This is a genomic window from Mesorhizobium sp. NPDC059025 (assembly GCF_042739655.1).
Classification (GTDB): Bacteria; Pseudomonadota; Alphaproteobacteria; order Rhizobiales; family Rhizobiaceae; genus Mesorhizobium.
In genome coordinates, this window is record NZ_JBHYIM010000002.1 from 186,028 (window position 1) to 209,828 (window position 23,801).

Genomic DNA, 23,801 nt, shown 5'->3' on the forward strand with positions numbered 1-23,801 from the left:
TAGCGCGCCGGTTGCCCAGGCCGCACCTCCACGCTACTAATGGCTCCAGGCGTTAGCAAGAATTGAGTGCCGATCGAGGCAATCATCCTGACAAAAGAGGTTCATGTGCCTGCAGAACCGGTCTGGCCGCACCGCTTTGTCGCAGGCACCCTGTGTCTGGATTTCGTCAACACGATCGATCTGACCGGTACGCCAAAAGAACGCGACCTGATCGCCGACTACGACGCACTTGTCGGCTGGAGCGTGGCACGCGGTACGATGCCCTCGGCGACGGGAGAAAAGCTGCGGCGGCGGGCACGTACGGCGCCCTCAGACGCCGCCAAAGCGCTGGCGGACGCGCTGGCGCTGCGCAGCGTCATCCGCCAGCTCGCTGAAACGGCACAGGCAAATGGCGACCTTTCGCCATTACTGCCCTTGATCAACACCTATCTCGCATATCTCGCCTCCCCACCCCGGCTGCAGAAAATGCGAGGGACGGGAGAAGCCACCTACGATCTGCCGGGCCAAAACCTCGCCGAGCCGCTATGGCCCGTTCTGTGGACACTTTCGTCATTGCTGGTTTCGGAGGACCTCGGCAGGCTGGGGACCTGTCATGCGAAGGACTGCCGGGCGATTTTCATCGATCACACCAACAACCGCTCCCGTATCTGGTGCGCCAGCGACCTGTGCGGCAATCGCGAGCGTGTGCGCCGCGCCTACCGTGCAAGGCGAGTGAAATGAACCCCGTCAAGGACCCGCTGACGTCGGGGCTTGGCTGCCGGCAAAGTCGTGGGAACGGAACAAGGATTTCTTCAAAAAGCAAACGGCGCGGCAAAGGCCGCGCCGTTCTTGTTGAAACGTGTGTCCAGCCTACTTCGAGACGAAGCAGTTGCCACCAGCCGCCTTGTAGCTGGTGCACAGCTTGATGGCGTCTTCACGGGACTGCGCCATGACGCGTACCCGGTAGAAGGTGCCTTTACCGGCAACGTCTGCCTTCACAATGTTGGCGCTGCGGCCAGCCAGCACATTCGAATAGCGACGAGCCAGGTCCTGATAAGTCGACTGCGCGCCCTCGACACTCGGCTGCGATGCGATCTGCATCGACCAGCCAGATGCTGCGGCGGCCGGAGCCTGCGGCTGCGCCGCAGCAACCTGCTGCTGTGCCTGCGGCTTGACCTCACCGGCGATATCGACCGGCTGGTCGGACGGACGCTGCGGGACAACCGGAGCAGCGGACGGCGTTGCAGCGACGGTGCTCGGCTTGGCCGGCTTCAGCACAGGTTCGGCAGCTTGCGGCACAGTGCCGGTCTGATCCTGGCCAACACGCTGCGGCGTGGGGTCAGTCGGTTCGGAAGCGGCAACCGGAGCGAGGGCCGGCTCTTCACGCGGTGCAAGCGTGCCATCGGGCTTGACCACCATGGTACGGACCTTGCGCGGTGTTACCAGCGCACCTTCCTGCGTGCCTGCGTTCTCCTGTGCGACCTGGGCAACGCGGTCTTCCGACTTGACCGGCTGCTGCGCGGCATTCTGTGCCCCGCCTTCACTGTCGTCTGTTCCTGAGAAGGCAGCAGTGCGCTCAGCCTGAGCGGCTTGCTCCTTGGCTACGACATCGACCGGTTCCTCGGCATTGGCAACCAGCTTCGGCTGCACCGGATTGGCCGGGCGCGCGCCCTTGGCGACGGCGTCATAGACCTTGTTGTCCTGGTTCGGGATGACGGTGCCACCGGGATTTTCCGGCTTCACTTTCATCGGCTGGCTGTCAGCCTTGACGATCGCCGGCGCTTCCGAGCTCGAACCGCCACCGAACGAGAAGGCGAAGGCACCGATGCCTCCAACCACGGCGACTGCACCGACCAGGGCCGCAATCATCAAACCGCGGCGACGCGGCGCCTCGTTGGGTTCGGCAGCAGATGCGTCCGGGATGGTCATGCTCTCGTCGAAATCCGGATCGTAGTCGAAACCGTCATCGGCGATCTGGCCGGCTGCAGGTGTGGAACGCTGAGCGCCACGAGGATCGTAAGCCTGGTAGCCGAGATCCGCATAGGCGGCGGCAGCAGCCGCGGCCTGCGGCGAGTCGGCATATGCCGGCATCTCGACACGGTCGCGCTTGTAGCCGTTGCCGGTGTCGTCGTCATACTGTGCCGTCTGCTGAGGTGCAGCCGATTCACCTGGCAGCATCTCGTTCAGAAGGGTCGAGAATTCGGCGTCAAGTTCGTCGAAATTGGAATTTTCCGGCTTGTCCTGTTCGAACGGCACTTCCGGAATGTCGAGATCGTCCGCGAGCGCAACCACACGCTCCGGCACATCCATGGTCTCGATATCCGGCACATCTTCGCGAACAGCGGCCTGATGCGCAGGCTTCTGCCAGGACGGAGCAGCGGCTTGAACGGCCGGTTGCGGCGCTTCTGCCACGCGCGGCTCCATCTGCATCGCCGGCTGAACCGGTGTCAGCTGCATCGGCGCAGAAAACTGCTGCACGGATGCAGAGTACGGCTGTGCAGGAGCCGCGTATGGCTGCGCCGAAGGCGCCACGGGATTACCGCGGCTCCATGCGCGAATCGGCTGAGCGAAGGTCGCGGTAGCAGCAGCAACCGCTGCGGCCGGAGCCGCCCATTTCAATGCTTCGACAGGATCTTCGATCTGTTCGGAAGGTTCCTCGTCGAGCGTATCCAGGCCACCGGCCATTGCCGCATCAAAAGCGTCGGTATCAAAATCGATGTCGGCCTCCGCACGCGGAGCTTCTTCGATTTCTGCCGCTGCAAACTCCTGAACCAGCGCAGCGTCGAGATCGGCATCGACCTCATGCGGAACCTCAGGCTCGCTCATCGCAGGAGAAGCTGCAAATTGCGGGCGCCAAGTCTCGACCTCTGCGGCCGGAGCCGCAGCCGGCCGCGCCGTCATGCGCCCCAGCAGCGCGTTCAGTTCATCTTCCAGACTGCGGTCTTGCGCAGCAATGGAGGGCACTTCGGCCACGGGCTCGGGAGCCATTGCAACAGGCTCGACCATCTCGGGCTCGGCGGCAGCCAGCGCCACGGCCTGGCTTTCGTCGGTGAAAGCATCGTCCAGATCGATGTCGAAGTCAGGCTCGCTCTCGGCAACGACGTCCGTTGCCTGTGCGTGATGACCGAACGTTGGCATGAAAGTCTGCTCGGAGCGCAGCGGATCGGCATCAACCTCTGCCTCGGCGACAACGGGCGCTTCTTCGTGCGCGCCGAAATCCCTATCGACACCGGCCATGGCCGTGTCGAAATGGTTGTCGAAATCATCGACGGCAACCGGTTCGGCCGCGAGGCTTGCCGATACTTCGGCGACAGGCTCGACCGCAACGTGTCCGGCAGCGACAGGCTCAACTGCTGCGACAGGCTCTCCTACCGTTTCATCGGTGAAATCGAGATCACCGAAATCAACGTCGCCCATAGCAGCTTCATAGTCTTCAAACTGCTGCCCGGTCGGCGTGACTTCCGAAACGATCTCTTCATCGACCGTGACGGCATCAAAAGCCTGCTCGTCCATGTTTCCGGCAGCGGCCGTGAAATCGAAATCAGGCGCGTCGTCTTCCACCGGGCCGGCGATCGCCGGGACAGCGGGCTCGGCGACATTGAACTCGTGCTCCATCGAAGCCACGAAATCATCGTCCAGTCCGTTGTCTGCATACGATTCGGCCGCCAGCTGCGGAACGCCGGCCATAGGCTGAACCGCTGCGACAGGCTCCTCCTGATAGACACCGAACTCGCCCATCAACTCCTTTTCGAGGTCGATATCGAAGTCCTCGGACGGCCCCGCGACGGGCTGCGGCGCAGCCTGGCGCTGCACAGGTTCGCGAGGATCAAAGCCCATGATGCGGGTCAGTTCCGCGAACGGATCGTCACTTGCGATGTCGTTGTGGTTGGCTACACGCGCCTGGGTTCTGTCTGCCATTGTCGTTCCCGAACTCGCACTCATCGGACGCCATGGACGTCGCGGAAGGTTGGCCCCTACCAGCGCAATGTGGGCAAATGGTGACAGGCTTTTCGGTCGAACCTAGCGCATTTCGGTCGGGGCATCCGCTCCGATCAACGCAAGGCCAGACGACAATACGTCCAGAACAGCCTGCACCAGCCCGAGTCTGGCATAGGTCAATTGTGGGTCGTTAACCTTAACAAAACGTAAGTCCACATGATCATTGCCGCGGTTCCACTGTGCGTGGAAACCACTGGCCAGATCGTACAGGTAAAAAGCCAGCCGGTGCGGCTCCTGCGACTGCGCCGCCTGCTCGATCAGGCGCGGATATTCAGCAAGCTTCTTGATCAGCGCAAGCTCACCTTCATCCTTCAGCAGATCAAGCCCGGCCGACAGCTGCTGGCGCGACGGATCGACAATGCCGAGCTGCTCCTTTGCCTGGCGGAACACCGAATGGCAACGTGCGGTGGCATACTGCACATAGAACACAGGGTTGTCTTTCGACTGCTCGGTTACCTTGGCGAAGTCGAAGTCGAGCGGTGCATCGCTCTTGCGGTAGAGCATCATGAAGCGCACGGGATCGCGGCCGACTTCCTCGACCACTTCGCGAAGTGTGATGAAATCGCCCGAGCGCTTCGACATGCGAACGGGTTCGCCGTCGCGGAACAGCTTGACCAGTTGGCACAGCAGCACGGTGAGCTTGACCTTGCCATCCGTCACAGCTTTCGCCAGAGCCTCCAGCCGCTTGACGTAACCGGCGTGATCGGCACCGAGCACATAAATCAGCTCATCGAAACCGCGGTCGACCTTGTCCTTCAGATAAGCCACATCCGCAGCGAAGTAGGTGAAGGAACCGTCCGACTTGACCAGCGCACGGTCCATGTCATCCCCGACCGCCGTCGAGCGGAACAGCGTCTGCTCGCGGTCTTCCCAATCGTCGGGTTTTTCACCCTTGGGAGGAGGCAGCTTACCCTTGTAGATATGTCCCTTGAGCGTCAGATCGGCGATCGCCGCACGGATCGCCTTGGCGCTGTCGGCATGCAACGTCCGCTCGGAGAAGAAGACATCGTGATGCACGTTGAGCAGCGCGAGATCTTCCTTGATCATCACCATCATGGCATCGATCGTGCGATCCTTGACGATCGCCAGCGCTTCATCTTCCGGCATCTGCAAGAGATTGCGGCCAAATTCGTTGGCCAGCGCCTGACCAACCGGCACCAGATAATCGCCGGGGTAAAGGCCGGAGGGTATCTCGCCGATGTCGTCGCCCAGAGCCTCACGGTAGCGCAGGAAGGCTGAGCGGCCGAGCACATCGATCTGCACGCCGGCGTCGTTGATCACATATTCCTTGGTCACCTTGTAACCGGCAAAGGCGAGCAGGTTGGCCAGCGTGTCGCCGACAACGGCGCCGCGCGTATGGCCGACATGCATAGGCCCGGTCGGATTGGCCGAGACATATTCGACATTGACCGAGAGGCCGTCGCCGATCTTCGAGCGACCATAGTCCTGACCTTCGGCGACCAGACCAGTGAGATGCCGGTGCCAGAATGCGTCGGTGAGCCTGAGGTTGACGAAGCCCGGGCCAGCGACTTCCGCGCTGGTGACATCCGCGTCGTTGCGCAGCGCTTCGACGATGCGCTCAGCCAGTGCGCGCGGATTCTGTCCGGCAGGTTTGGCCAGCACCATCGCGGCATTGGTCGCAAGGTCGCCATGGCTCGCGTCACGCGGCGGTTCGACCGCGATGCGGCCAAGATCGAGCACGCCGCCATCTTTGTCTTTCAGATCAAGGCTTTCCACGGCCCTGATGACCCGCGCGGTGAAGTCGGCGAAGATGTTCATGAAAACTGCTCAACGTTTATGCAAGAAGAACCGGTCATTGGCCGGCGAAAATCGCGCCCGGCCTAACTCAAATCGGGCGTTCGGTCAAACAAACGTCGGTGTTCCTTCAGCGCGTAGGTATCGGTCATGCCGGCTATGAAGTCGGCAACGTCGCGCGCCTTGATGCGATCTTCGGCGCGGTCGAGCCCTTCGCGCCAGCCGTCCGGCATGGCGCGTGGGTCGGCGAAATAGGTATCGAACAGGTCCTTCACGATCTGCTCGGCTTCGGCGCGCACACGCATGACCTCTGGGTGGCGGTAAAGATGCGCATAGAGAAAGGTCTTCAATTCCCCCTCCGCCCCGGCCATCGCTTCGGAGAACCGGACAACGGTTTCGCCAGCCCCACGCACGGTATCGGGGCTGCCCGGAGCGAGCCGCGCGAGATTGGCCTTGGCCGTGACGATGACGTCCTCGACCATCTGCGTGATCTGGCGCCGCATCAGCTCGTGGCCGGTGCGTACCGGATCAAGCGCCGGGTAACGTTCGCGCACCCCCTTGAGGATAGAGCCCGGCAAACCGACGACCTCCAGCATATCCAGGCTGATCAGCCCCGAGCGGATGCCGTCGTCGATGTCATGGGTATTGTATGCGATGTCGTCGGCAATGGCCGCGCATTGCGCCTCGACGCTGGCATAGCGCGACAATTCGAGGTCATGCAGTTCGGAATAGTCCAGAATCGCCCGAGGGACCGGCCCTTTCAGGCCCTGCCCCGCACCGTCGGTCAGCGGGCCGTTGTGTTTGACCAGTCCTTCCAGCGTCTCCCAGGTCAGGTTCAGCCCATCGAACTCGGCGTAGCGCCGCTCCAGCCGTGTGACGACACGCAACGACTGCGCGTTGTGATCGAAACCGCCCCACGGCGCCATCTTCTCGTTCAGGGCGTCCTCGCCGGTGTGACCGAAGGGCGTGTGACCAAAATCGTGCACCAGCGCCACCGCTTCGGCCAGATCCTCATCAACACAGAGAGCCCGCGCGAGCGCGCGAGCGATCTGCGCTACCTCGATCGTGTGGGTGAGTCGGGTGCGGTAATGGTCGCCTTCATGGGCGACGAAAACCTGCGTCTTGTGTTTCAGCCGTCGGAAAGCCGTGGAATGGATGATACGGTCGCGGTCACGCTGGAAAGGCGTGCGTGTCGGGCTTTCCACCTCCTGGAACAGTCGCCCACGCGAACGCGCAGGATCGCACGCATAGGCTGCGCGTGGCCGGTAGCCGAAGCCGATATCGCCAAGCTCGCTGGTCATCGCCCCTGTCGCTGTTGACTTGCCCCGTCCCGCTTCATACCTATCATGCAGAACCGAACGCAAGGTGACGCCCATGGGTGCCGACGCCAAAACCGCCATGAAAGTCGAGATGACGGAATCCGCCGCGAAGCGGATTTCCAAAATCGTCCGCGACGAACCCGGCAAAACCGCGCTGCGCGTTGCCGTCGAAGGTGGCGGCTGTTCCGGCTTCTCCTACAAGTTCGACCTGGTGGATGGCCGCAACGATGACGACATCGCCATCGAGCGCGACGGCGCCACCATTCTCATCGACGACATATCATTGATCTATATGGGTGGCTCCGTCATCGACTTCGTCGATGATCTGATGGGGCAGTCGTTCCAGATCAGGAATCCGAACGCCGTCGCCTCCTGCGGTTGCGGAACCAGCTTCAGCATATGAAGTCAGTTCTCGAAGGGCATGAGAATCCGACGACGGTTCTCATTGCGCGCGAGATCAATGCGATTTCCGATCTGGAGATCATCATTTGGGCAAATCGCCACCGGCCGAGCGAGAGCTATGCCGACGACGCGGATTTTCTGAACTTGGCGCGATCAAATCCGCGAAATGAAGGCAACTTGGGCAAGGCCCGCCAGCATCTCGATGAATTGGTCGGGCGCCGCTTCCCCGCTTTCTCTCTGACCTCCAAGGAGGGTGAGGAAATCGCGCGATCCATCTTTCTTCGGCGCATCAGGGCGTACCTGGATGATGCATCCAAGCCATTCCAGACGTGTCGGATGCTGAGCCCGATCGAATCCCTATATGGATATCCTGAATGGCTGGGTGACTTTGACAATGGCTGTGATTGGATTGATCAACGCACAGAGCGGGAAGACGCACAACATCTGCATGATGTGATTGCAGCGCTTCTCGCCGCGAACAGAACTCATCTGTCTCTGGAGAAAAGCTAGCATGCCCTTGATCGGCGCGGTTCGTCAGGTTGCGCTGTCGGCCGGGCGCAATCTCGATGCCACGCTCGGCTTCTGGCATGATGTGCTCGGTCTGCCATTGCATTCGCGCTTCGATCCGCCCGGCATGGCTTTCATCATGGCTGGGCATGTGAGGCTGTATTTTGCCGACGGCGTGCCAGCGGGCACCGTTTACCTCGACATAGCTGACATCGAGAACTTCCACGCGCAGGCCAAAGCAGCGGGCGTGCCGTTCACCGCGGCACCGGCAATGGTGCACCATGACGTGAACGGCCTGTTCGGGCCGGCGGGCGAAAGCGAATGGATGGCTTTCCTGAAAGATCCTGCCGGCAATACCATCGGCCTGGTCGAGCGCAAGACAAGCTAACGGCCTGTTCTGAGCGCACGGCCTCTGTACGAGGATGTGGCCCAACACTTCGACCCATATCGAAACATTGCATGGCGGCAGCAAGCTAGATGACGGTAAAACGTCACAAGGACCAGCGCGATGCCCGCCAGGACCGTTCCAGTCACAGAACTCGCCCTTCTCGTTCTCCTCTCGACGCTGTGGGGCGCCTCTTACACATTCATCAAGATAGGCGTGGAGACCATTCCGCCGGTGACGTTCATCGCAGCGCGCACGCTGATTGCCGGACTGATCCTGCTCGGCGTCTTGCATTGGCGTGGCCTGCGGTTGCCGAGGGATGCGGTGATGTGGCGCCGGTTCGCGCTGCAGGCGGTGCTCAACAGCGCAATACCGTTCACGCTGATCGCATGGGCCGAACGCTCCATCGATGCGGGTCTCGCCGTCATCCTCAATTCACTGACACCCATCTTCGCTTTCCTGCTCACGGCTCTCGTGACCAGGCACGAGCAGGTCACCAGCCGCAAACTGTTCGGCGTGACAGCCGGACTTGCCGGCGCATGCCTGATCATCGGATTGCAGGCCCTAAACGGACTGGGCACCGAGCTATGGGCACAGCTCGCCATGGTGGCCGCGACCGTCTGTTACGGCGCTGCGGCGATAACCGGAAAGGGTTTCAAGGGGATGGACCCGATGATGCCGGCAGCCGGCTCGCTGATAGCGGGAGCCATGATGCTCATCCCGCTCAGCCTTGTCGCCGATCGTCCCTGGACATTGACCCCTTCGACACACTCGCTGCTGGCGCTTCTTGGCCTTGCGATCTTCTCGACCGCATTGGCCTTTGCGATCTATTTCCGGCTGTTGCAGACGTTGGGCTCAGTCGGCGCAACCGCGCAGGCTTACCTGAGGGTCCCCATCGGCGTGGCAATCGGTGTGGTCGTCCTCGGCGAAACCGTCACGGCGACCGCCGGCATCGGCCTGGTGGCCGTGATCGCGGGCGTAATCGCGATGACACTGCCCGAGCGGAAGAAAGCGGCAGCTGAAGCCTGAAGCGACCGGACAGGCAGGCGACAGCCAGCTTCAATTGGACACAAATTGCCCCGTCAGCAGGCCGCGCCGACCGAGATAAGTGATCAGCGGATCTTCCGAGGCATTGCCCGCGGACGCGACGGCATCGATGAAAAGCGAAAACAGCGCGGTCTGGGAAGGAATGTCGAGCTTCGCATAAAGATTGCGGCGGTGCAGCTTCACCGTCGCCGGCGAAATACCGAGCCGCACCGCGGCCCCCTTCACGGAAAAGCCACGCAGGATCAACTGAGCAACTTCGCATTCGCGCGCGGTCAGCATGCTGCGTCCGAAATTCCTCAGCGCCTGGGCCAATGCGCTCTGCAGTAATGATCCTTGATCTTCAATGGCTTCCGGCCGCAAGTCGCGATAGTGCTTGAGCACCGCCTGGCTCAACAACGGGGCAGCCATCTGCAGGAACTCGGCATCTTCGCCGCTGAAGATCTCGTGCGACCTGCGCCGGGCGAGCGAGATCGCAACCTTGGTGTCGACGTCGAGACTGACGAAGATGTTGAACTCGTCGTGCAATCCGGAATGCCGATAGTAGTCGCGATAATATCGCGAGCGGTCGAGCGATGGTTCGATCTGGTTCAGTCGGTAAAGTCCGTCATCGCCATTGTCCAACGCAAGCCGATAAAATGGATCCAGCAGATAGGAACCCTGCAGATAGCTGCGGATGTCGGAGAGCCCCCTGTCGTTGCACCAGTCGTTGAACAGTATTTTGGGCGCGGCGTCCCTGCGATAGAGCAGGATCAGGCCGGCATCGACCTTGACGTGCCGTTTGAGCGACCGTGCAAGCTGCTCCTGAAAATCAGGCGAGCCGACTCCCGCAAGCAGTGAAAGCGCCAGTTCGGTTATCGCCGATGTCTGGCCACCGGCTGTTTGGGCGAATAGCTCGCCATGCATCTTGGGTCTCCTCTCCCGGGCGCAGCGTAGGACAACGCCACAAGGTCGGCAAGCAGCGCGGGCGCCCCGGCGCGACACTGCTAGAAACCTCTCACAGCAGCACCTAGCCCGAAGGCGTATTTTCAATCTCCCGCAGCGATCCACAATGCCCGATGCATCTGTCCAGGCGCCCGTCAGGAATTGCGTCCGCCGGACTGCACTCGAGGGAAACCATGAAACACAAAGACCAGAAAAAGAAACTGCTGGCGTCTTGCCTGATAGCGTTTGCCGTCAGTGTCGGTCCAGCGATCGCTGCCGCCGATCTGATCGTCGTCAATGCCGATGTGCGTACGGCCGATCCGGCCAAGCCGAAGGCGCAGGCTTTCGCGGTGGAGGGCGGCAAATTCGCAGCCGTCGGCAGCAATGACGAGATCAAGGCACTGGCCGACAGCAGCACCAGGACCATCGATGCCGGCGGCAAGACCATAACGCCCGGCTTCATCGATGGGCACACCCACCTGACCATGGGAACCGATATGGTCCTCGGAGCCGACCTCTCCTACATCCCGGACAAGAAGACCTGGCTCGAAAAGATCAAGGAAGCCGACGCCCGTCTGCCGAAGGGCGCGTGGCTGACAGGCGGTGGCTGGGACTACACGCTGGGCGAAGGCAAGCTGCCGACAAAGGAAGACCTCGATGCCGTCGTTCCCGATCGCGTCGTGATCCTGCGCGATATCGATTTCCATTCGGTCTGGGTCAATTCCAAGGCGCTGGAGGTTGGTGGCGTCACCGCGAAATCGGAGGTCAAGGAAGGTGGGCAGATCCTGCTCAACGACAAGGGCGAGCCGAGCGGTATTCTGCTTGAGGCTGCCGGAGAGCTTGTCGAAAAGCACCGGCCGGTAGCGACCGATGCCGAACGGCGCGCAGGCCTGCTGGAAACGCTGAAATTCGCCAACAGTGTCGGCATCACCGCCGTCAACGACATGTCCGACCTTGCCGCGGTGCACGACTATGCCGCCCTTGTCGCGGACAAGAAGATGCCGCTGCGCGTCTGGTATGGCTTCTTTGAAGGTGATCCGAAAAAGATCGCGGCAGCTGTCAACGACCGGCGAGCGGTCGACAAGATCTCGAGCGAAAGCGGCGAACAGGAGAAAAAGGGACCGCTGTTGAAACTCGGCTACACCAAGTCGGTGATGGACGGCGTTCTCTCCACCCGTACAGCCTATCTTCACCAGGACTATTCGGATCAGAAGGGCTGGAAGGGCAAACCGTTCGAGACCAAGGAACAGCTCGCTGCGGCCATCCGTGCCTCCAACGAGAACGGCTTCCCGACCGCGGTGCACGCGATCGGAGACGGCAGCGTCAGCCTGGTGCTCGATGCCTTTGCAGAAGCCTCCGTTCCGCGCGCCCAGCCAAACCGGATCGAGCATATCGAAGTTGTCGAGACCTCGGATATCAAGCGTTTCAAGGATCTCGGCGTCGTTGCCTCCATGCAACCGAACCATGCCACCGGCACGATCGGAAAATACATTACCGAGCGCATCGGCGAAAACCGCGAACCCAGAGCCTATGTCTGGCATTCCATGCTGGAGGCCGGAGTGCCGTTGGTATTCGGCTCGGACTGGCCGACATCGCCACTCAGTCCCCTCACCCAGATCAATGATGCCGTCTTCCGCGAAAGCCCATTCGGACTAGGGAACGGACCGTGGCATCCCGAGCAGGCGGTGAGTTTCGACCAGGCATTGTTTTCCTACACCCAGGCCGGAGCCAACATGACCCCATGGGGCAACCAGATCGGATCGATCAGTGTCGGCAAATGGGCTGACTTCGTCGTCATTGACGGCAGTCTCCCGGATCCGCTCGATCGCTCGATCCGCCAGCGCAAGGTCGAGGCAACCTACCTGGCCGGCAACGAAGTCTATCGTAAGCCGTAGCGACAACAGCCCGACACAAGATGTCGGGAGGGCCCTCCCGCCGGGGCCAGCCAGCGGGAAGGCTGCCCGTTGCTACTTTGCCACGCGCTGCAGCTTCAGGATCTGCTCGGTCGTAAGGATGTCGCCGAAGGTGTCGTCGATCGAGGCTAAAGCGGCGCGATGCAGCGAATCGTGAGCTATGGTCCGATCATTGCCGGTATCGAGATCGCGAGTTGCGCAGGCGTCCTCCGCCACGATCACGTTGTAGCCGAGCGGCACCGCGTCGCGTGCCGCACCGGCCACGCAGGCGTGGGTCATCAGGCCTGTGATGATCAAGGTATCGACCCCGGATTGCTTCAGGCGCTGGTCGATGTCCGTTGTCGGAAAAACGCTGACCGACGATTTGCGCAGGATCACATGATTGGCTGCCGGCTGGCTGTCGCGGTGGAATGCGGAGGTCTCGCTGTCTTCGGCGAAAACCGGGCTGCCGGCGGGGGTGACATGCTGGATGTGATAGACTGCGGTGCCTTCGGCGTCAGCGCGCTCAATCAGGCGCCTGGCGTTATCCAGCGCCTTCGTACCATTCGGGATCGGCATTCTGCCGCTGAAATACTCGTTCTGGAAATCGATCACCAACAGCGCTGTTTTTGTCGGATCGAGTTGCTGAGGCGCGGGCGCGCCGGCGATGGCGCGGATGGTTGGGTGCTGTGCCACGGAACTTCCTTTCCTTGCAATTTTCCGATGGCGCTTGGTCCCAAAATCGGTGGATCGACAGAAGTGGCCTGAATGACAATATGTGATAGGTTCCGGCCAACTTGTTCCTGGATCGTCTTCCTATGCACACAATCGCCATCGTCGCCTTCGAAGGCATCAGTCCGTTTCATCTCTCGGTACCCTGCGTCGTATTCGGGGACGATCTGCTGAAGCTGGGCGCACCACGCTATCGCCTCTTGATCTGCGGCGAGCAGATCGGGCCGGTCGCCACCATGTCCGGTTTCCGGATCGATGTGGAACACGACCTCACCAGACTGAGGGAAGCGGATACGATCATCGTACCCGCCTGGCGTGATCCCGACGAGCGACCATCACAAGCGCTCCTGCAGGCTCTCCGGACGGCGCATGCGCGTGGCGCGCGCATGGTCGGCCTGTGTCTCGGCACCTTTGTCCTCGCCGAAGCCGGCCTGCTCGACGGGCGCACGGTCTCCACGCATTGGGCCTGGGCCGTTGAGTTCGAGCGCAACCACCCGCACGTCGCCCTGGACCAGAATGCACTTTACATCGATGACGGCGATGTCCTGACGTCAGCCGGAACAGCCGCCGCTCTTGATTGCTGCCTGCATATCGTGCGCCGCGATCACGGTGCGGAGATCGCCAACCGTGTCGCCAGACGCCTGGTGGTCGCACCGCATCGTCATGGTGGCCAGGCGCAATACATCGAAAAGCCCTTGCCGACAGGTGGCGACCAGGATCGGATCGGCGCGGCGATCGGCTGGGCAATCGAGCATCTCGACGAACCTTTGAGCCTTGACCGGCTCGCGGCGCGCGCGGGCATGAGCCTGCGCAGCTTCACTCGACATTTCCGCAACAAGACCGGCACGACCTTCACGCAATGGCTGCTGAACCATCGCCTCGCCGCAGCGCAACGCCTGCTGGAGACCGGATCATGTTCGATCGACCACATAGCCGTGATGGCCGGCTTTGGCTCGACGGTGTCGCTGCGCCAGCATTTCACGCGGGCCTTTTCGATCTCACCGGCCAGCTATCGGCGCCAGTTCCAGACGAAACCTGCCGTGGAAGATGCCTGACCACGAGAGGCGAGCCTTCATCGTCCCCGTCCATTTTCCTTCCGGCAAGCCTGCCAGCTTGACTTGGGCAGATCTGTCGTCTGTTGATACGCATGGGCGGATCAAGGACGAAATTGACGGGAGGTATCTTCTTCAAATGAAACGTTTCATCACGATGTTACTGGCTGCTGCGGGGGCCGTTTTGGCGTCGGTGGCCAGCGCGGCACCGGAGAAAGTCATTCTCGACACGGATTTCAGCACCATCGGCGACGATGGCCAGACACTCATCATGGCGGCGCAGCTGCAAAAAGAGGGAGTGATCGACCTGCTCGGCGTCACGGTGGTCACCGGCAACAACTGGCTCAAACAGGAGGTCGTCGATGCGTTGCGGGCCGTCGAGCGCCTCGGGATCGACGAAAAGGTTGGAGTGTATGCCGGTGCAAACCTTCCACTGGTCCATGATCCACGCAGTTTCGAACACGAACGTGCCCTGTTTGGCTTCGGCGAAAGCTACAAGACTGCATTCCATCGTCCGCAACCGACCGAGAAGGATCTGATCGCTCCGCCGGATGGTTTTGCCATGAAGGCGAAGTTGCGGCAGGAAAACGCGGTCGACTTCATTATCGATACAGTCAAGGCGAATCCCGGGGAGGTGTCGCTCCTGGTGATAGGTCCGGCCACCAACATCGCACTCGCGATCCGCAAGAATCCGGAAATCGTTCCCTTGATCAAGCAGATCGTCTACATGGCCGGTGCCGTTGACGTGAAAGGCAATACGACGCCGGCTGCCGAAATGAATGTCTGGATCGACCCGGAGGCCGCCCGCATCGTCATGCGAGAGCCCATCGCGCAAGCCCTCATCCCGCTCGACGTCACCGACATCACCCAGATCGGAAAAGCGGAATTCGACCGCATCGTCGCCAAGGAAGGGCCGGTGCAGAAACTGCTCGGCGACAGTTGGATGGCCAAGCGCTTCGCCAAGGATGCCAACGCCAAGGCAAATGTCTTCGACACGCTGGCTCTTGCCTACCTTGTCGACCCCACTTTCGCGACCAGGGTGGAAGACCTCTTCATCGACGTGGATGTAGCCTTTGGTCCCGGGTACGGCCGCACGTTCGGTTACTGGAAGGAGCAGCCGACTCAGCTTTTGCAAAAGGTCAAGGTGGTGAAGGAGTTCGACAACAAACGCTTCAATGACTTCTACGTCGATCTGCTCACCAGACCGGTTCCCGTGACGAAAGACTAGGTTCAAGTCCAACAAGGGCCGTTGTCCAGGCGGCCTTTGTTGCAAGTCATCACGTCTGACCTGCGGACAGGAATTGGCAAGATGATGTGCCCATCCCGGTTACCCGGGTTCCTTTCCCGCAATGGATATTGCAGGATCGAATCGACATGGGTTTGCCCCGCTTGATTTGCCTGAGACAGACGCGAGATTTTCATGAAGATCGTCACCTGGAATATCAACGGCGTACGCGCCCGCATCGAAAACCTCGTCCATTGGCTGGAAGAGAGCCAGCCTGACATCGTCTGCCTCCAGGAGATCAAGACCGTCGACGACCAGTTCCCGCGCCTTGAGGTGGAAGCGCTCGGCTACCATGTGGAGACGCACGGCCAGAAGGGTTTCAATGGTGTCGCCATTCTGTCGAAGCTGCGCTTCGACGAAGTCAATCGCGGCTTGCCGGGCGACGATGCCGATGAACATGCTCGTTTCATCGAGGGCGTGTTCTCCACCGACAAGGGCGCGTTGCGCGTCGTGTCGCTCTATCTGCCGAACGGCAATCCAATCAGCGATCCGGTGAAATTTCCCTATAAACTCTCCTGGATGGCGCGGTTGGAGCGATGGGCCCGACAGAGGCTGGCGCTGGAAGAAGCCCTGGTGCTGGCTGGAGACTACAACGTCATTCCCGAAGCCATCGATGCCAGAAATCCCGAAGCCTGGCTGGGAGACGCGCTGTTCCAACCGGAGACCCGGCAGGCGTTCCGGCGCCTGCTGAACCTCGGCTTCACCGAAGCCGTGCGCTCCGTTACGGATGCGCCGGGTGTCTATACGTTCTGGGATTACCAGGCCGGCGCCTGGCAGAAAAACAACGGCATCCGCATCGACCACCTGCTTTTGTCACCCGAGGCAGCGAACCGTTTCTCCGCAGCATCGATCGAAAAGCATGTTCGCGCATGGGAAAAGCCGTCAGACCATGTGCCGGTGGCAGTGGACCTGACGCTCACTGCGGCGTGACCAGCAAGCGAGTATTCCAGTGAAATGACAGCAGACTACTGCTGTTCGGCCCCGGTGACGCCCTTGGCCAGCATGTCATCGGCCAGCGAGATGGCGGTACGCCTGTCAGCCTCGCCGGAAACCGCAAAAGCCTCTTCCTGCATGGAACGAATCCACGGCTGATCGGCCGGTGTCGCGCGCGAAAGCGCGGCTGTCATCATGGCCAGCCCACGCACCACCTTGCCGCTCTGGAACAACAGGTTTCCTAGCGTTGCCTGCGCGCCGGCGTGGCCCTTTTCGGCGGCAAGTTGCAGCCAGCGGCCAGCTTGCCTGACACTGGCCTTTGCACCGCCCTCACCCTTCAGGAACATCTTGCCCAATTCGTACTGGGCATTTGGATTGCGGTAGTTGGCGGCAGCGCGCGTGAAGTACTCCTGCGCCGTGACCGGGTCTGCGCTGACGGGGCTGCCAGGGATGCCTTGCTTCAGGTAGTCGCCCAGGGCGACCAGCGCATCAGAGACGTAGCTTTCTTCCGGCGAACCGGGCTCGACATCCTGCTCGGCGATTTCAGAGAAGAATTTATAGGCCGCGTAGTCGTCCTGGGCGACGCCATCGCCTTCGGCATACATGCGCGCCAGCTTCCAGGTCGCACCGATCTGGCCGTTCTCTGCGGCATATTTATAGGCCTCGACAGCCTGTTCCTTGTGGCCGTTCTTGTAGGCCGAGAAACCGAACTGAAAGACTTCCCAGGGGCTGGACTTCGGCTTCACGCCACTCTTGTCGTCGAAAACCTTTTCGTCGAAGGCAAAAGCCTGTCCGGCAGCGCCAAGGGTCGCCACCGCGACCAGCACCGTCAAAACAGAAGATCTTGCCAACTCACCAACCCGCATGGCTGCGCATTTCTTTCGTGTCGCCCATGCGGACGATCGAACCCGTACCAGCCAGCGACTTCACGGCCACGCCTTTGCGCGGCGCATGGCGCTGGGACTCATATTCAAACGAATTCTGCCACGCATTTTCGGCCAAACTGCGGTTGAAACCGCGCAGCGAAATGGCGGCCGCGCTGCGGTTCAACTGGCTGGCATTGATAAACACGCTGGCGTTCATTTCCATTCCTGCCGCGGCCATGCGGCCTATCCCCTCACGCCAACCGTCTTCGGTCTTGCCGGGGCCCTATCGAAGTGCTCCGGGTTTATGGCGGGAAATGGGCATCGCGCCCATGTCGACTTCTTAGCCGATGGCTTGTTTCGAAACTGTTGCCGAAACGTCACAATTATGAATGAGGCCGTTGATGTTGCATTTACGGCACGGGCTGGCGCGCGGGACGCCCGACCCCACAAAACGGTTGTGCCGGATGCTCCTTGCAACAAAAAAGCCGGGCACGTGGCCCGGCTTTTTTGTTCAAAATGAAAGACTTACCACTTGATGCTGTAACCACCGTTGAAGGCAATGGCATAGCCCGACTTCACACCCTGGTTGGTGCCCGGAGCATATTTGGTTTCTTCGCCGGAACCGAGATAGCTGAAGCCGACGCCGCCACGGAACTCGCCGCCCATACCGTCCTTGAATGAGCCGCCGACTGCCAGCGTATAGGTGTCGCCAATGACGTCCCAGCCGGTGCCAACACCCTGATCCCAGGTCAGGCTGGCAAAACCGGAAACCTGATCGTTGAATGCGTGGCCAACGCCGCCGGTAACGGTCCAGCCGTCCTTCCAGAAATACTTGTCCGAAGAAACGGTCACACCACCAATCTTGGAACGAACATCAAGCGTGGTCAGCTGGCTCCAGTCGGTCCACTTGACGCTACCAAACGCCAGCCAGCCAGGCGCGACGCCAGTCTGCAGTTTGAACTCGACGCTCTGTGGCAGATTGCCGACACCGATCGCATCGACGGGCACCTGTGCATTCGGGCCTGCCTGCTGAATGATCTGGAGGAAACGGGCCTGAAGCGGCGTGCCTGCCGTTGCCTGGGCCAACACGGCGGCCGGCGCGGTCAAACCACCATCCGCACCATATTTCGTGCCCGAGCGGTACATGACCTGGCCGCGCAAGGCGATGTCCGGAATCTCATAGGCAGCGCCAATGCGGTAGCCGTATTCCTGGCCCTTGAGGTTCAGGGTAGCGTTGCCGAGGCCCAGTGCCGCGTAGGAATTCACGCGATTGTAGTCGAACTTCTCCATGAAGCCGCCGCCGAGCACCCAGAGCTTGCCCTTGCCGACATCAAATCCGACACCGCAGGTCAGTGCGGATTCATAGGTCGTGAACTCCTCGGAAATCTTGCCGCTCAGCGTCGGAAAGTCATACTTTGCATTGCCGCCGTTGTTGTTCACCAGCGTGCCGGCGCAACGCAGGTTATCGGTCAGGTTGAACTTCACCGCGGCCGACGGAATGACATAGTCCTCGGCATAATCGGTACCGATAAGCTTCGGATTGCCATTCTTGTTGAACTTGCGGGTCGGCGTCACATAGGTGACGCTCGAGCGCATGTTGAAGTTGCCCTGTTCGAAAAGAATGTCCGTATCGGCCGAGCCGCGCGAGAAGCCGCCGGCATTCGAAGTGCCGATCATCGCCAGCGACATGCACCCTGCCCCCAGGAGCGCTTTGATACGTAGATTGGTCATGAAATCCTCTCCCCGGAAATTCCGTGCACCAAGCTAGAGCCAATTCGCGTTAATGAGGCAATAAGGAATTTCAAGGCGTACAAGTACAGTTTTTTACTGTGACGCCGAATACACTGCGGATACTCGCCCCAACCCTTGGCCGGACACCAAAAAGCCACCATTTTTGAAGGTTGCGGCAGCAAAATCGCAGCGAAACGCGCTGAAAACACCCGAAAAAGCCGCATTTTGCGGGGTACTCGTTCGCATTGTTACATTATGGCAACAATGCGGTTCAAAACTTTCCCTTTACGTCAATTGTGACGCTGCGGAATGCTCTTTCCGGCTGCCTGCGATCGGTTTGAAAGCAGCGGACGCAACGTCAGAATCGCATTTCCGGCAGGCAGAATTTGACCACCGGAATCGGCCTCAAATTGCCTGCCGTACTCAGCTGGCGTCGCGCACGCGGGTAAGTGCTGCCGAGAGCTTTGCCTGCTGTTCGTTGTATTCGACGAGTTTCTCGCGCTCGGCTTCAACCACCTCTTCCGGCGCATTGGCAACGAACTTCTCGTTCGACAGCTTCTTGTGCAGGCGGGCGATCTCCTCTGTCACCTTGGCCAGTTCCTTCTGCAGGCGCGCTGCCTCGGCGGTCAGGTCGATCAGGCTTCCCAATGGCAGGCACGCCGTCGCCTCGGCCAGCACGATCTGTGCCGAGCCTTTCGGCGCCGTGTCGCCGTGCGAGATCTCGCCGATCCGCGACAGCCTTTTGATCGCGGCATCATGGCGGACCAGACGCTCCCGGGTGGTGGCATTGGCGCCAATGACCACCAGCGGTGCAATCGCAGCCGGCGGCACGTTCATCTCCGAACGCACCGAACGGATGCCGGTGACCAGATCGATCAGCCAGTTGATGTCGTCCGCGGCTTCGACATCTTCGAAGTCCGGCGACGGCCACGTCGCATGGCAGAGCAGCGAGGAGCGCTCCTTGCCTTCGCCTGCCGTCTCGGCCCACAGCTCTTCGGTCATGAACGGCATCATGGGATGAAGCAGCTTGTAGATCTCATCGAGCACAAAGGCGACGCAAGCCCGGCTTTCGACCTTGGCAGCCTCATCCTCGCCCATGAACACCGGCTTCAGCAGCTCAAGATACCAGTCGCAGAACAGGTTCCAGACGAACCGGTAGGCGGCGCCCGCCGCCTCGTTGAAGCGATACGACGTGATCGCGTCGGTGATCTCGCGCGCCGCACGGGTCAGTTCGGTCAGGATCCAGCGGTTCAACGCCAGCTTGGCGTCGTTCAGCCAGAACGTGTCGTCGCGAGCCACACCGTTCATCTCGGCAAAGCGCGTTGCGTTCCAAAGCTTGGTGCCGAAATTGCGGTAGCCGGCGATGCGGGCTGGGTCGAGCTTCACGTCACGCCCCTGCGCGGCCATGACCGCCAGGGTGAAACGCAGGGCGTCCGCACCATATTCGTCGATCAGTTCGAGCGGATCGATGACGTTGCCTTTCGACTTCGACATCTTCTGCCCGTTCTTGTCGCGCACCAGCGCATGCACATAGACGGTGTGGAACGGCTCCTCGTCCATGAAGTGCAAGCCCATCATCATCATGCGGGCGACCCAGAAGAAGATGATGTCGAAGCCGGTCACCAGCACGTCGGTCTGGTAATAGGTCTTCAGCTCCGGCGTCTTGTCCGGCCAGCCGAGTGTCGAGAACGGCCACAGCGCGGATGAGAACCAGGTGTCGAGGACGTCTTCGTCGCGGGTCAGGATCTCGCCCGGCTGGAAATTCTCCAGCTTCTCCTCGACCCAGGCCTTCCACGGACCTTCGTGCGCCAGATAGTGCTGGATGGCAGCCTCGAGTGCCTCTTCTTCGCTCTTCTCGACAAAGATATGTCCGTCCGGGCCATACCAGGCCGGGATCTGGTGACCCCACCAAAGCTGGCGCGAGATGCACCAGGGCTCGATGTTCTCCATCCAGTCGTAGTAGGTCTTTTCCCAGTTCTTGGGCACGAATTTGGTGCGGCCCTCGCGTACGGATGCCAGTGCCGGCTTTGCAAGGACCTTGGCGTCAAGGAACCACTGGTCGGTCAACATCGGTTCGATCACGACATTCGACCGGTCGCCGAAAGGCTGCATCAGCTTCTTCTTTTCCACGAAGGGAATGTCGTTGCCGTCGGCATCCTTGACCGTAACGGCAAGCCCTTCCGCCGTGATCGCCTCGATGATCAGCTTGCGGGCAGCGTATCGGTCAAGGCCGCGATACTCGTCCGGGACCAGGTTGATGGCATCGACTTCGGCCTCGTTCGGCACGTTTCCGGAGCGAGCTATTTCCAGCGCCTGCGCCGCATAATCGGCATAGGGCTCACCGTCAGCGCGCATCGCGGCCTGCGTGTCCATCAGCCGGTAGAGCGGAATGTTGTTGCGGCGGGCGACCTGATAGTCGTTGAAATCATGCGCGCCGGTGATCTTGACCGCACCTGAACCGAAGGTCGGATCCGGATATTCATCCGTGATGATCGGGATCAGGCGCCGGTGCTCCTTCGGGCCGACCGGGATCTCGCACAGCTTGCCGACGATTGGCGCGTAACGCTCGTCCGAAGGATGAACAGCGACCGCGCCGTCGCCCAGCATCGTCTCCGGCCGGGTGGTCGCAATCGAGATGTAGTTACGCTCCTCCTCCAGCGTGACGTTGCCGTCCGCGTCCTTCTCGACGTAGGTGTAGGTTTCGCCGCCGGCCAGCGGGTACTTGAAGTGCCACATATGGCCGTCGGCTTCCCTGTTCTCGACCTCGAGGTCCGAGATCGCCGTCTCGAATTGCGGATCCCAGTTCACCAGCCGCTTGCCGCGGTAGATCAAGCCTTGCTTGTGCAACGTGACGAACACTTCGAGTACGGCCTTCGACAGGCCCTCATCCATGGTGAAGCGCTCGCGCGACCAATCCGCAGAGGCGCCCAGCCGCTTCAGCTGATTGAAGATAGCGCCGCCAGATTCGTCCTTCCACTCCCAGACCTTTTCGACGAACTGCTCCCGGGTGAGGTCGCGGCGGTGGATCTGCCGTTCCATCAACTTGCGCTCGACCACCATCTGGGTGGCGATGCCGGCATGGTCCATGCCCGGCTGCCACAGCACGTTCTTGCCGCGCATGCGCTCGAAGCGCACCAGAATGTCCTGCAGCGTGTTGTTGAGCGCATGGCCCATATGCAGCGAGCCGGTGACATTGGGCGGCGGGATGACAATGGAAAAGGGTTCTGCGCCTTCCTCGGCGCCAGCACCGGCGCGGAAGGCATCCGCCTCCTCCCAAATCTTGGCGATCTTCGGCTCGACGCTTTTTGCGTCATAGGTTTTTTCGAGCATGGGAAAGGCGTCCGGACTGTCGGGATTTGCTGGTGACGGTAAATCGGAAGGACTTGACCAAGTCAACCACGCGAACAACCGCCATCCGACAGATAGGAGCACCAGACGGCCGAACCAAGGCGACCTCTTGCCTTGGCGGCGTGCTCCGCCTACGATCCTGCTGCTGCTGTAGGGCGCACCGGTTTCGGCCGAAGGGGCATTGCCCGCCTACGCCACATCAACCCAGAATGCGCCCATGTCCCAGTTCGAGCATTTCCGCAAGCAGGCAAAACTTTATCTCAAATGGCATCGCGAGGGCCGTTATCCCGCCGCGGCGGCGATACGTTCCCTGCTGCCGCGCTTTCGAGATCTCAGCGACACGCAGATCCTCGAGCAGGAGTTCAAGCTCGCCGACGCCCAGGAGCTTGTTGCCCGCAAGGCCGGTTTCGAAAACTGGGAGGCGCTCAAAAAAGGATCTTCAGACATGAGCACCTCCACCACAGCTGAAAAAGAACCCTTCCTTGCCCTGTCGGAACCACAGCTGTTCGTTGCCGATATCGGCCGGGCCTGCGATTTCTACACAAGCAAGCTCGGCTTCACGCTCCGATTCACCTATGGCGAACCACCCTTTTTCGCCCAGGTCTTTCGGGATGGCGCGCGCATCAACCTGCGTCATGTCGATACACCAGTGGTGGATACCAGCAGGATCGTGCCCGAACATCTCGTCGTGGCCACGATCGTGCTGGACCACGGCATCAAGAAACTGTTCCTCGACTATCAGGCCGCCGGCGTTTCCTTCTTCCAGCAGCTCAAGACAGAACCCTGGGGCTCGCGTGCCTTCATCGTGAGCGATCCTGATAACAACCTCGTGTGTTTCACCGCAGCTCCATGATCCGTGGGACGGCGAGCCGGCATCGAAAGCGCGAGCCGGCTCTCACCGCTCGATCACCCGGCGGCCTTCGGCAGGAAGCTTCCGCCGGCCGACAGCATCCTGGAAAACAACTCCAGCAGGATGTCGCAGAGCGGCTGCGGATCGCGGATCTCACGCGCAATCGCGTCGTCCACCACACCGTGCATGCCATCAAACAGAATGAGCGCGGTCATGCGCGCATCGGGCATGGTCCAGACCCCGGCCGCCTGGCCGGCTTCGAGCAGGGCAACAAGCTGAGCAATCACGACGTCCTTTTCCCGTGATTGCCGCCTGGAGTGACTGAAATCGTGAAAGACGACATCGTGCAGTTTGAAATTGGCGAGATAGGCCTGCACCGCGCCATGGACCCATCCTGACAGCCGCGCCGGGAAGTCCGTTGCGGGACAAGCCTCGATTGCCTCATTCACGCTGCTCAAAAAATCCTGCGAGAAACGCTCCCGCAGGGCCAGGACAACATCCGTCTTCGTCGCGAAGTAGTGATAAAAAGTTCCCTTGGCTACACCGGCGCGCGCGACGATCTCGTCGATCGTCGTCGCCTCGATCCCTTTCGCGATGAAGAGGGCTGCCGCGGATGTCATCAGATCATCCGTTCGCACCTCGGGCGGCAGGGTACGCCGCCGGGGGCGCGATCGGCGTTCTGCAGCTACGTTTGCGTTCATCCCGATTCCCGTCAGCGAAGGCGTCGTCAGTTTAAGACAACCGACCTCCCCTCGCATAGCAGTAATGATTTCAACATGTTTTTGTATTGACCGACGG

Annotated in this window: 20 protein-coding genes; 10 read left to right on the forward strand and 10 right to left on the reverse strand. The window is 60.8% G+C overall.

Going from position 1 to position 23,801, the window contains the following annotated elements; translation table 11 throughout:
- Positions 1 to 105: 105 nt before the first annotated feature.
- Positions 106 to 720: a CGNR zinc finger domain-containing protein gene (locus ACFWYE_RS05065; protein WP_379110011.1), complete on the forward strand. Its 615-nt coding sequence runs from the start codon at positions 106 to 108 to the stop codon at positions 718 to 720.
- Positions 721 to 849: 129 nt separating this feature from the next.
- Here ACFWYE_RS05065 and ACFWYE_RS05070 read toward each other — a convergent pair whose 3' ends face one another.
- The 3 genes from ACFWYE_RS05070 to ACFWYE_RS05080 form a co-directional block, all read right to left on the reverse strand.
- Positions 850 to 3,897 (reverse strand): SPOR domain-containing protein, encoded by a 3,048-nt coding sequence (locus ACFWYE_RS05070; protein ID WP_379110013.1) that lies wholly within the window; start codon positions 3,895 to 3,897, stop codon positions 850 to 852.
- Positions 3,898 to 3,999: 102 nt separating this feature from the next.
- A complete protein-coding gene (argS, locus tag ACFWYE_RS05075) occupies positions 4,000 to 5,757 on the reverse strand; it encodes an arginine--tRNA ligase (protein WP_379110015.1) in 1,758 nt (585 codons plus the stop codon).
- 62 nt (positions 5,758 to 5,819) lie between these two features.
- Entirely contained in the window at positions 5,820 to 7,034 is a 1,215-nt protein-coding gene (locus ACFWYE_RS05080) for a deoxyguanosinetriphosphate triphosphohydrolase (protein ID WP_379110016.1), read from the reverse strand.
- Positions 7,035 to 7,107: 73 nt separating this feature from the next.
- Between ACFWYE_RS05080 and erpA the strand changes: the two genes are divergently transcribed.
- From erpA to ACFWYE_RS05100, 4 genes are all read left to right on the forward strand, one after another.
- Positions 7,108 to 7,455 carry an iron-sulfur cluster insertion protein ErpA gene (gene erpA, locus ACFWYE_RS05085; protein WP_379072044.1) on the forward strand — a complete coding sequence of 116 codons (348 nt, stop codon included), beginning with the start codon at positions 7,108 to 7,110 and terminating at the stop codon, positions 7,453 to 7,455.
- Positions 7,452 to 7,964 carry a hypothetical protein gene (locus ACFWYE_RS05090; RefSeq protein ID WP_379110018.1) on the forward strand — a complete coding sequence of 171 codons (513 nt, stop codon included), beginning with the start codon at positions 7,452 to 7,454 and terminating at the stop codon, positions 7,962 to 7,964. Before erpA ends, ACFWYE_RS05090 begins: the two co-directional genes overlap by 4 nt.
- Position 7,965: 1 nt before the next feature.
- Complete coding sequence (locus ACFWYE_RS05095) at positions 7,966 to 8,349, forward strand: VOC family protein (protein WP_379110020.1); 384 nt, start codon at positions 7,966 to 7,968, stop codon at positions 8,347 to 8,349.
- A gap of 120 nt (positions 8,350 to 8,469) precedes the next feature.
- A complete protein-coding gene (locus ACFWYE_RS05100) occupies positions 8,470 to 9,375 on the forward strand; it encodes a DMT family transporter (RefSeq protein ID WP_379072052.1) in 906 nt (301 codons plus the stop codon).
- 30 nt (positions 9,376 to 9,405) lie between these two features.
- On the opposite strand, the gene ACFWYE_RS05105 is transcribed toward ACFWYE_RS05100, so the two are convergent.
- Positions 9,406 to 10,296, reverse strand: coding sequence for a response regulator transcription factor (locus tag ACFWYE_RS05105; protein ID WP_379110022.1), 891 nt, complete (start codon positions 10,294 to 10,296; stop codon positions 9,406 to 9,408).
- A gap of 212 nt (positions 10,297 to 10,508) precedes the next feature.
- Between ACFWYE_RS05105 and ACFWYE_RS05110 the strand changes: the two genes are divergently transcribed.
- Entirely contained in the window at positions 10,509 to 12,209 is a 1,701-nt protein-coding gene (locus ACFWYE_RS05110) for an amidohydrolase (RefSeq protein WP_379110024.1), read from the forward strand.
- Between the two features lie 72 nt (positions 12,210 to 12,281).
- On the opposite strand, the gene ACFWYE_RS05115 is transcribed toward ACFWYE_RS05110, so the two are convergent.
- Positions 12,282 to 12,902: a cysteine hydrolase family protein gene (locus ACFWYE_RS05115; RefSeq protein ID WP_379072060.1), complete on the reverse strand. Its 621-nt coding sequence runs from the start codon at positions 12,900 to 12,902 to the stop codon at positions 12,282 to 12,284.
- A gap of 122 nt (positions 12,903 to 13,024) precedes the next feature.
- On the opposite strand from ACFWYE_RS05115, the gene ACFWYE_RS05120 reads away from it, so the two are divergent.
- From ACFWYE_RS05120 to xth, 3 genes are all read left to right on the forward strand, one after another.
- The gene (locus tag ACFWYE_RS05120; protein WP_379110025.1) at positions 13,025 to 13,993 is read left to right on the forward strand and encodes a GlxA family transcriptional regulator; all 969 of its coding nucleotides are present in this window, start codon (positions 13,025 to 13,027) and stop codon (positions 13,991 to 13,993) included.
- Between the two features lie 136 nt (positions 13,994 to 14,129).
- Positions 14,130 to 15,218: a nucleoside hydrolase gene (locus ACFWYE_RS05125; RefSeq protein ID WP_379110027.1), complete on the forward strand. Its 1,089-nt coding sequence runs from the start codon at positions 14,130 to 14,132 to the stop codon at positions 15,216 to 15,218.
- Between the two features lie 192 nt (positions 15,219 to 15,410).
- On the forward strand, positions 15,411 to 16,205 hold the full coding sequence (gene xth / locus ACFWYE_RS05130) for an exodeoxyribonuclease III (protein WP_379110029.1): 795 nt from the start codon (positions 15,411 to 15,413) through the stop codon (positions 16,203 to 16,205).
- 35 nt (positions 16,206 to 16,240) lie between these two features.
- On the opposite strand, the gene ACFWYE_RS05135 is transcribed toward xth, so the two are convergent.
- The 4 genes from ACFWYE_RS05135 to ACFWYE_RS05150 all read right to left on the reverse strand — a co-directional run bounded on the left by ACFWYE_RS05135 (position 16,241) and on the right by ACFWYE_RS05150 (position 22,135).
- Positions 16,241 to 17,074 carry a tetratricopeptide repeat protein gene (locus ACFWYE_RS05135; RefSeq protein ID WP_379072072.1) on the reverse strand — a complete coding sequence of 278 codons (834 nt, stop codon included), beginning with the start codon at positions 17,072 to 17,074 and terminating at the stop codon, positions 16,241 to 16,243.
- A complete protein-coding gene (locus tag ACFWYE_RS05140; protein WP_379072074.1) occupies positions 17,061 to 17,312 on the reverse strand; it encodes a hypothetical protein in 252 nt (83 codons plus the stop codon). Before ACFWYE_RS05140 ends, ACFWYE_RS05135 begins: the two co-directional genes overlap by 14 nt.
- Positions 17,313 to 17,599: 287 nt before the next feature.
- Positions 17,600 to 18,805 carry an outer membrane protein transport protein gene (locus ACFWYE_RS05145; RefSeq protein ID WP_379072077.1) on the reverse strand — a complete coding sequence of 402 codons (1,206 nt, stop codon included), beginning with the start codon at positions 18,803 to 18,805 and terminating at the stop codon, positions 17,600 to 17,602.
- Between the two features lie 423 nt (positions 18,806 to 19,228).
- Positions 19,229 to 22,135, reverse strand: coding sequence for a valine--tRNA ligase (locus ACFWYE_RS05150; protein WP_379110031.1), 2,907 nt, complete (start codon positions 22,133 to 22,135; stop codon positions 19,229 to 19,231).
- Between the two features lie 235 nt (positions 22,136 to 22,370).
- Here ACFWYE_RS05150 and ACFWYE_RS05155 point away from each other — a divergent pair, with 235 nt between their 5' ends.
- On the forward strand, positions 22,371 to 23,006 hold the full coding sequence (locus ACFWYE_RS05155; RefSeq protein ID WP_379110033.1) for a VOC family protein: 636 nt from the start codon (positions 22,371 to 22,373) through the stop codon (positions 23,004 to 23,006).
- 53 nt (positions 23,007 to 23,059) lie between these two features.
- Here the strand turns inward: ACFWYE_RS05155 and ACFWYE_RS05160 are convergent, their stop codons facing one another.
- Positions 23,060 to 23,623 (reverse strand): TetR/AcrR family transcriptional regulator, encoded by a 564-nt coding sequence (locus tag ACFWYE_RS05160; protein WP_379110035.1) that lies wholly within the window; start codon positions 23,621 to 23,623, stop codon positions 23,060 to 23,062.
- Positions 23,624 to 23,801 lie beyond the last annotated feature (178 nt).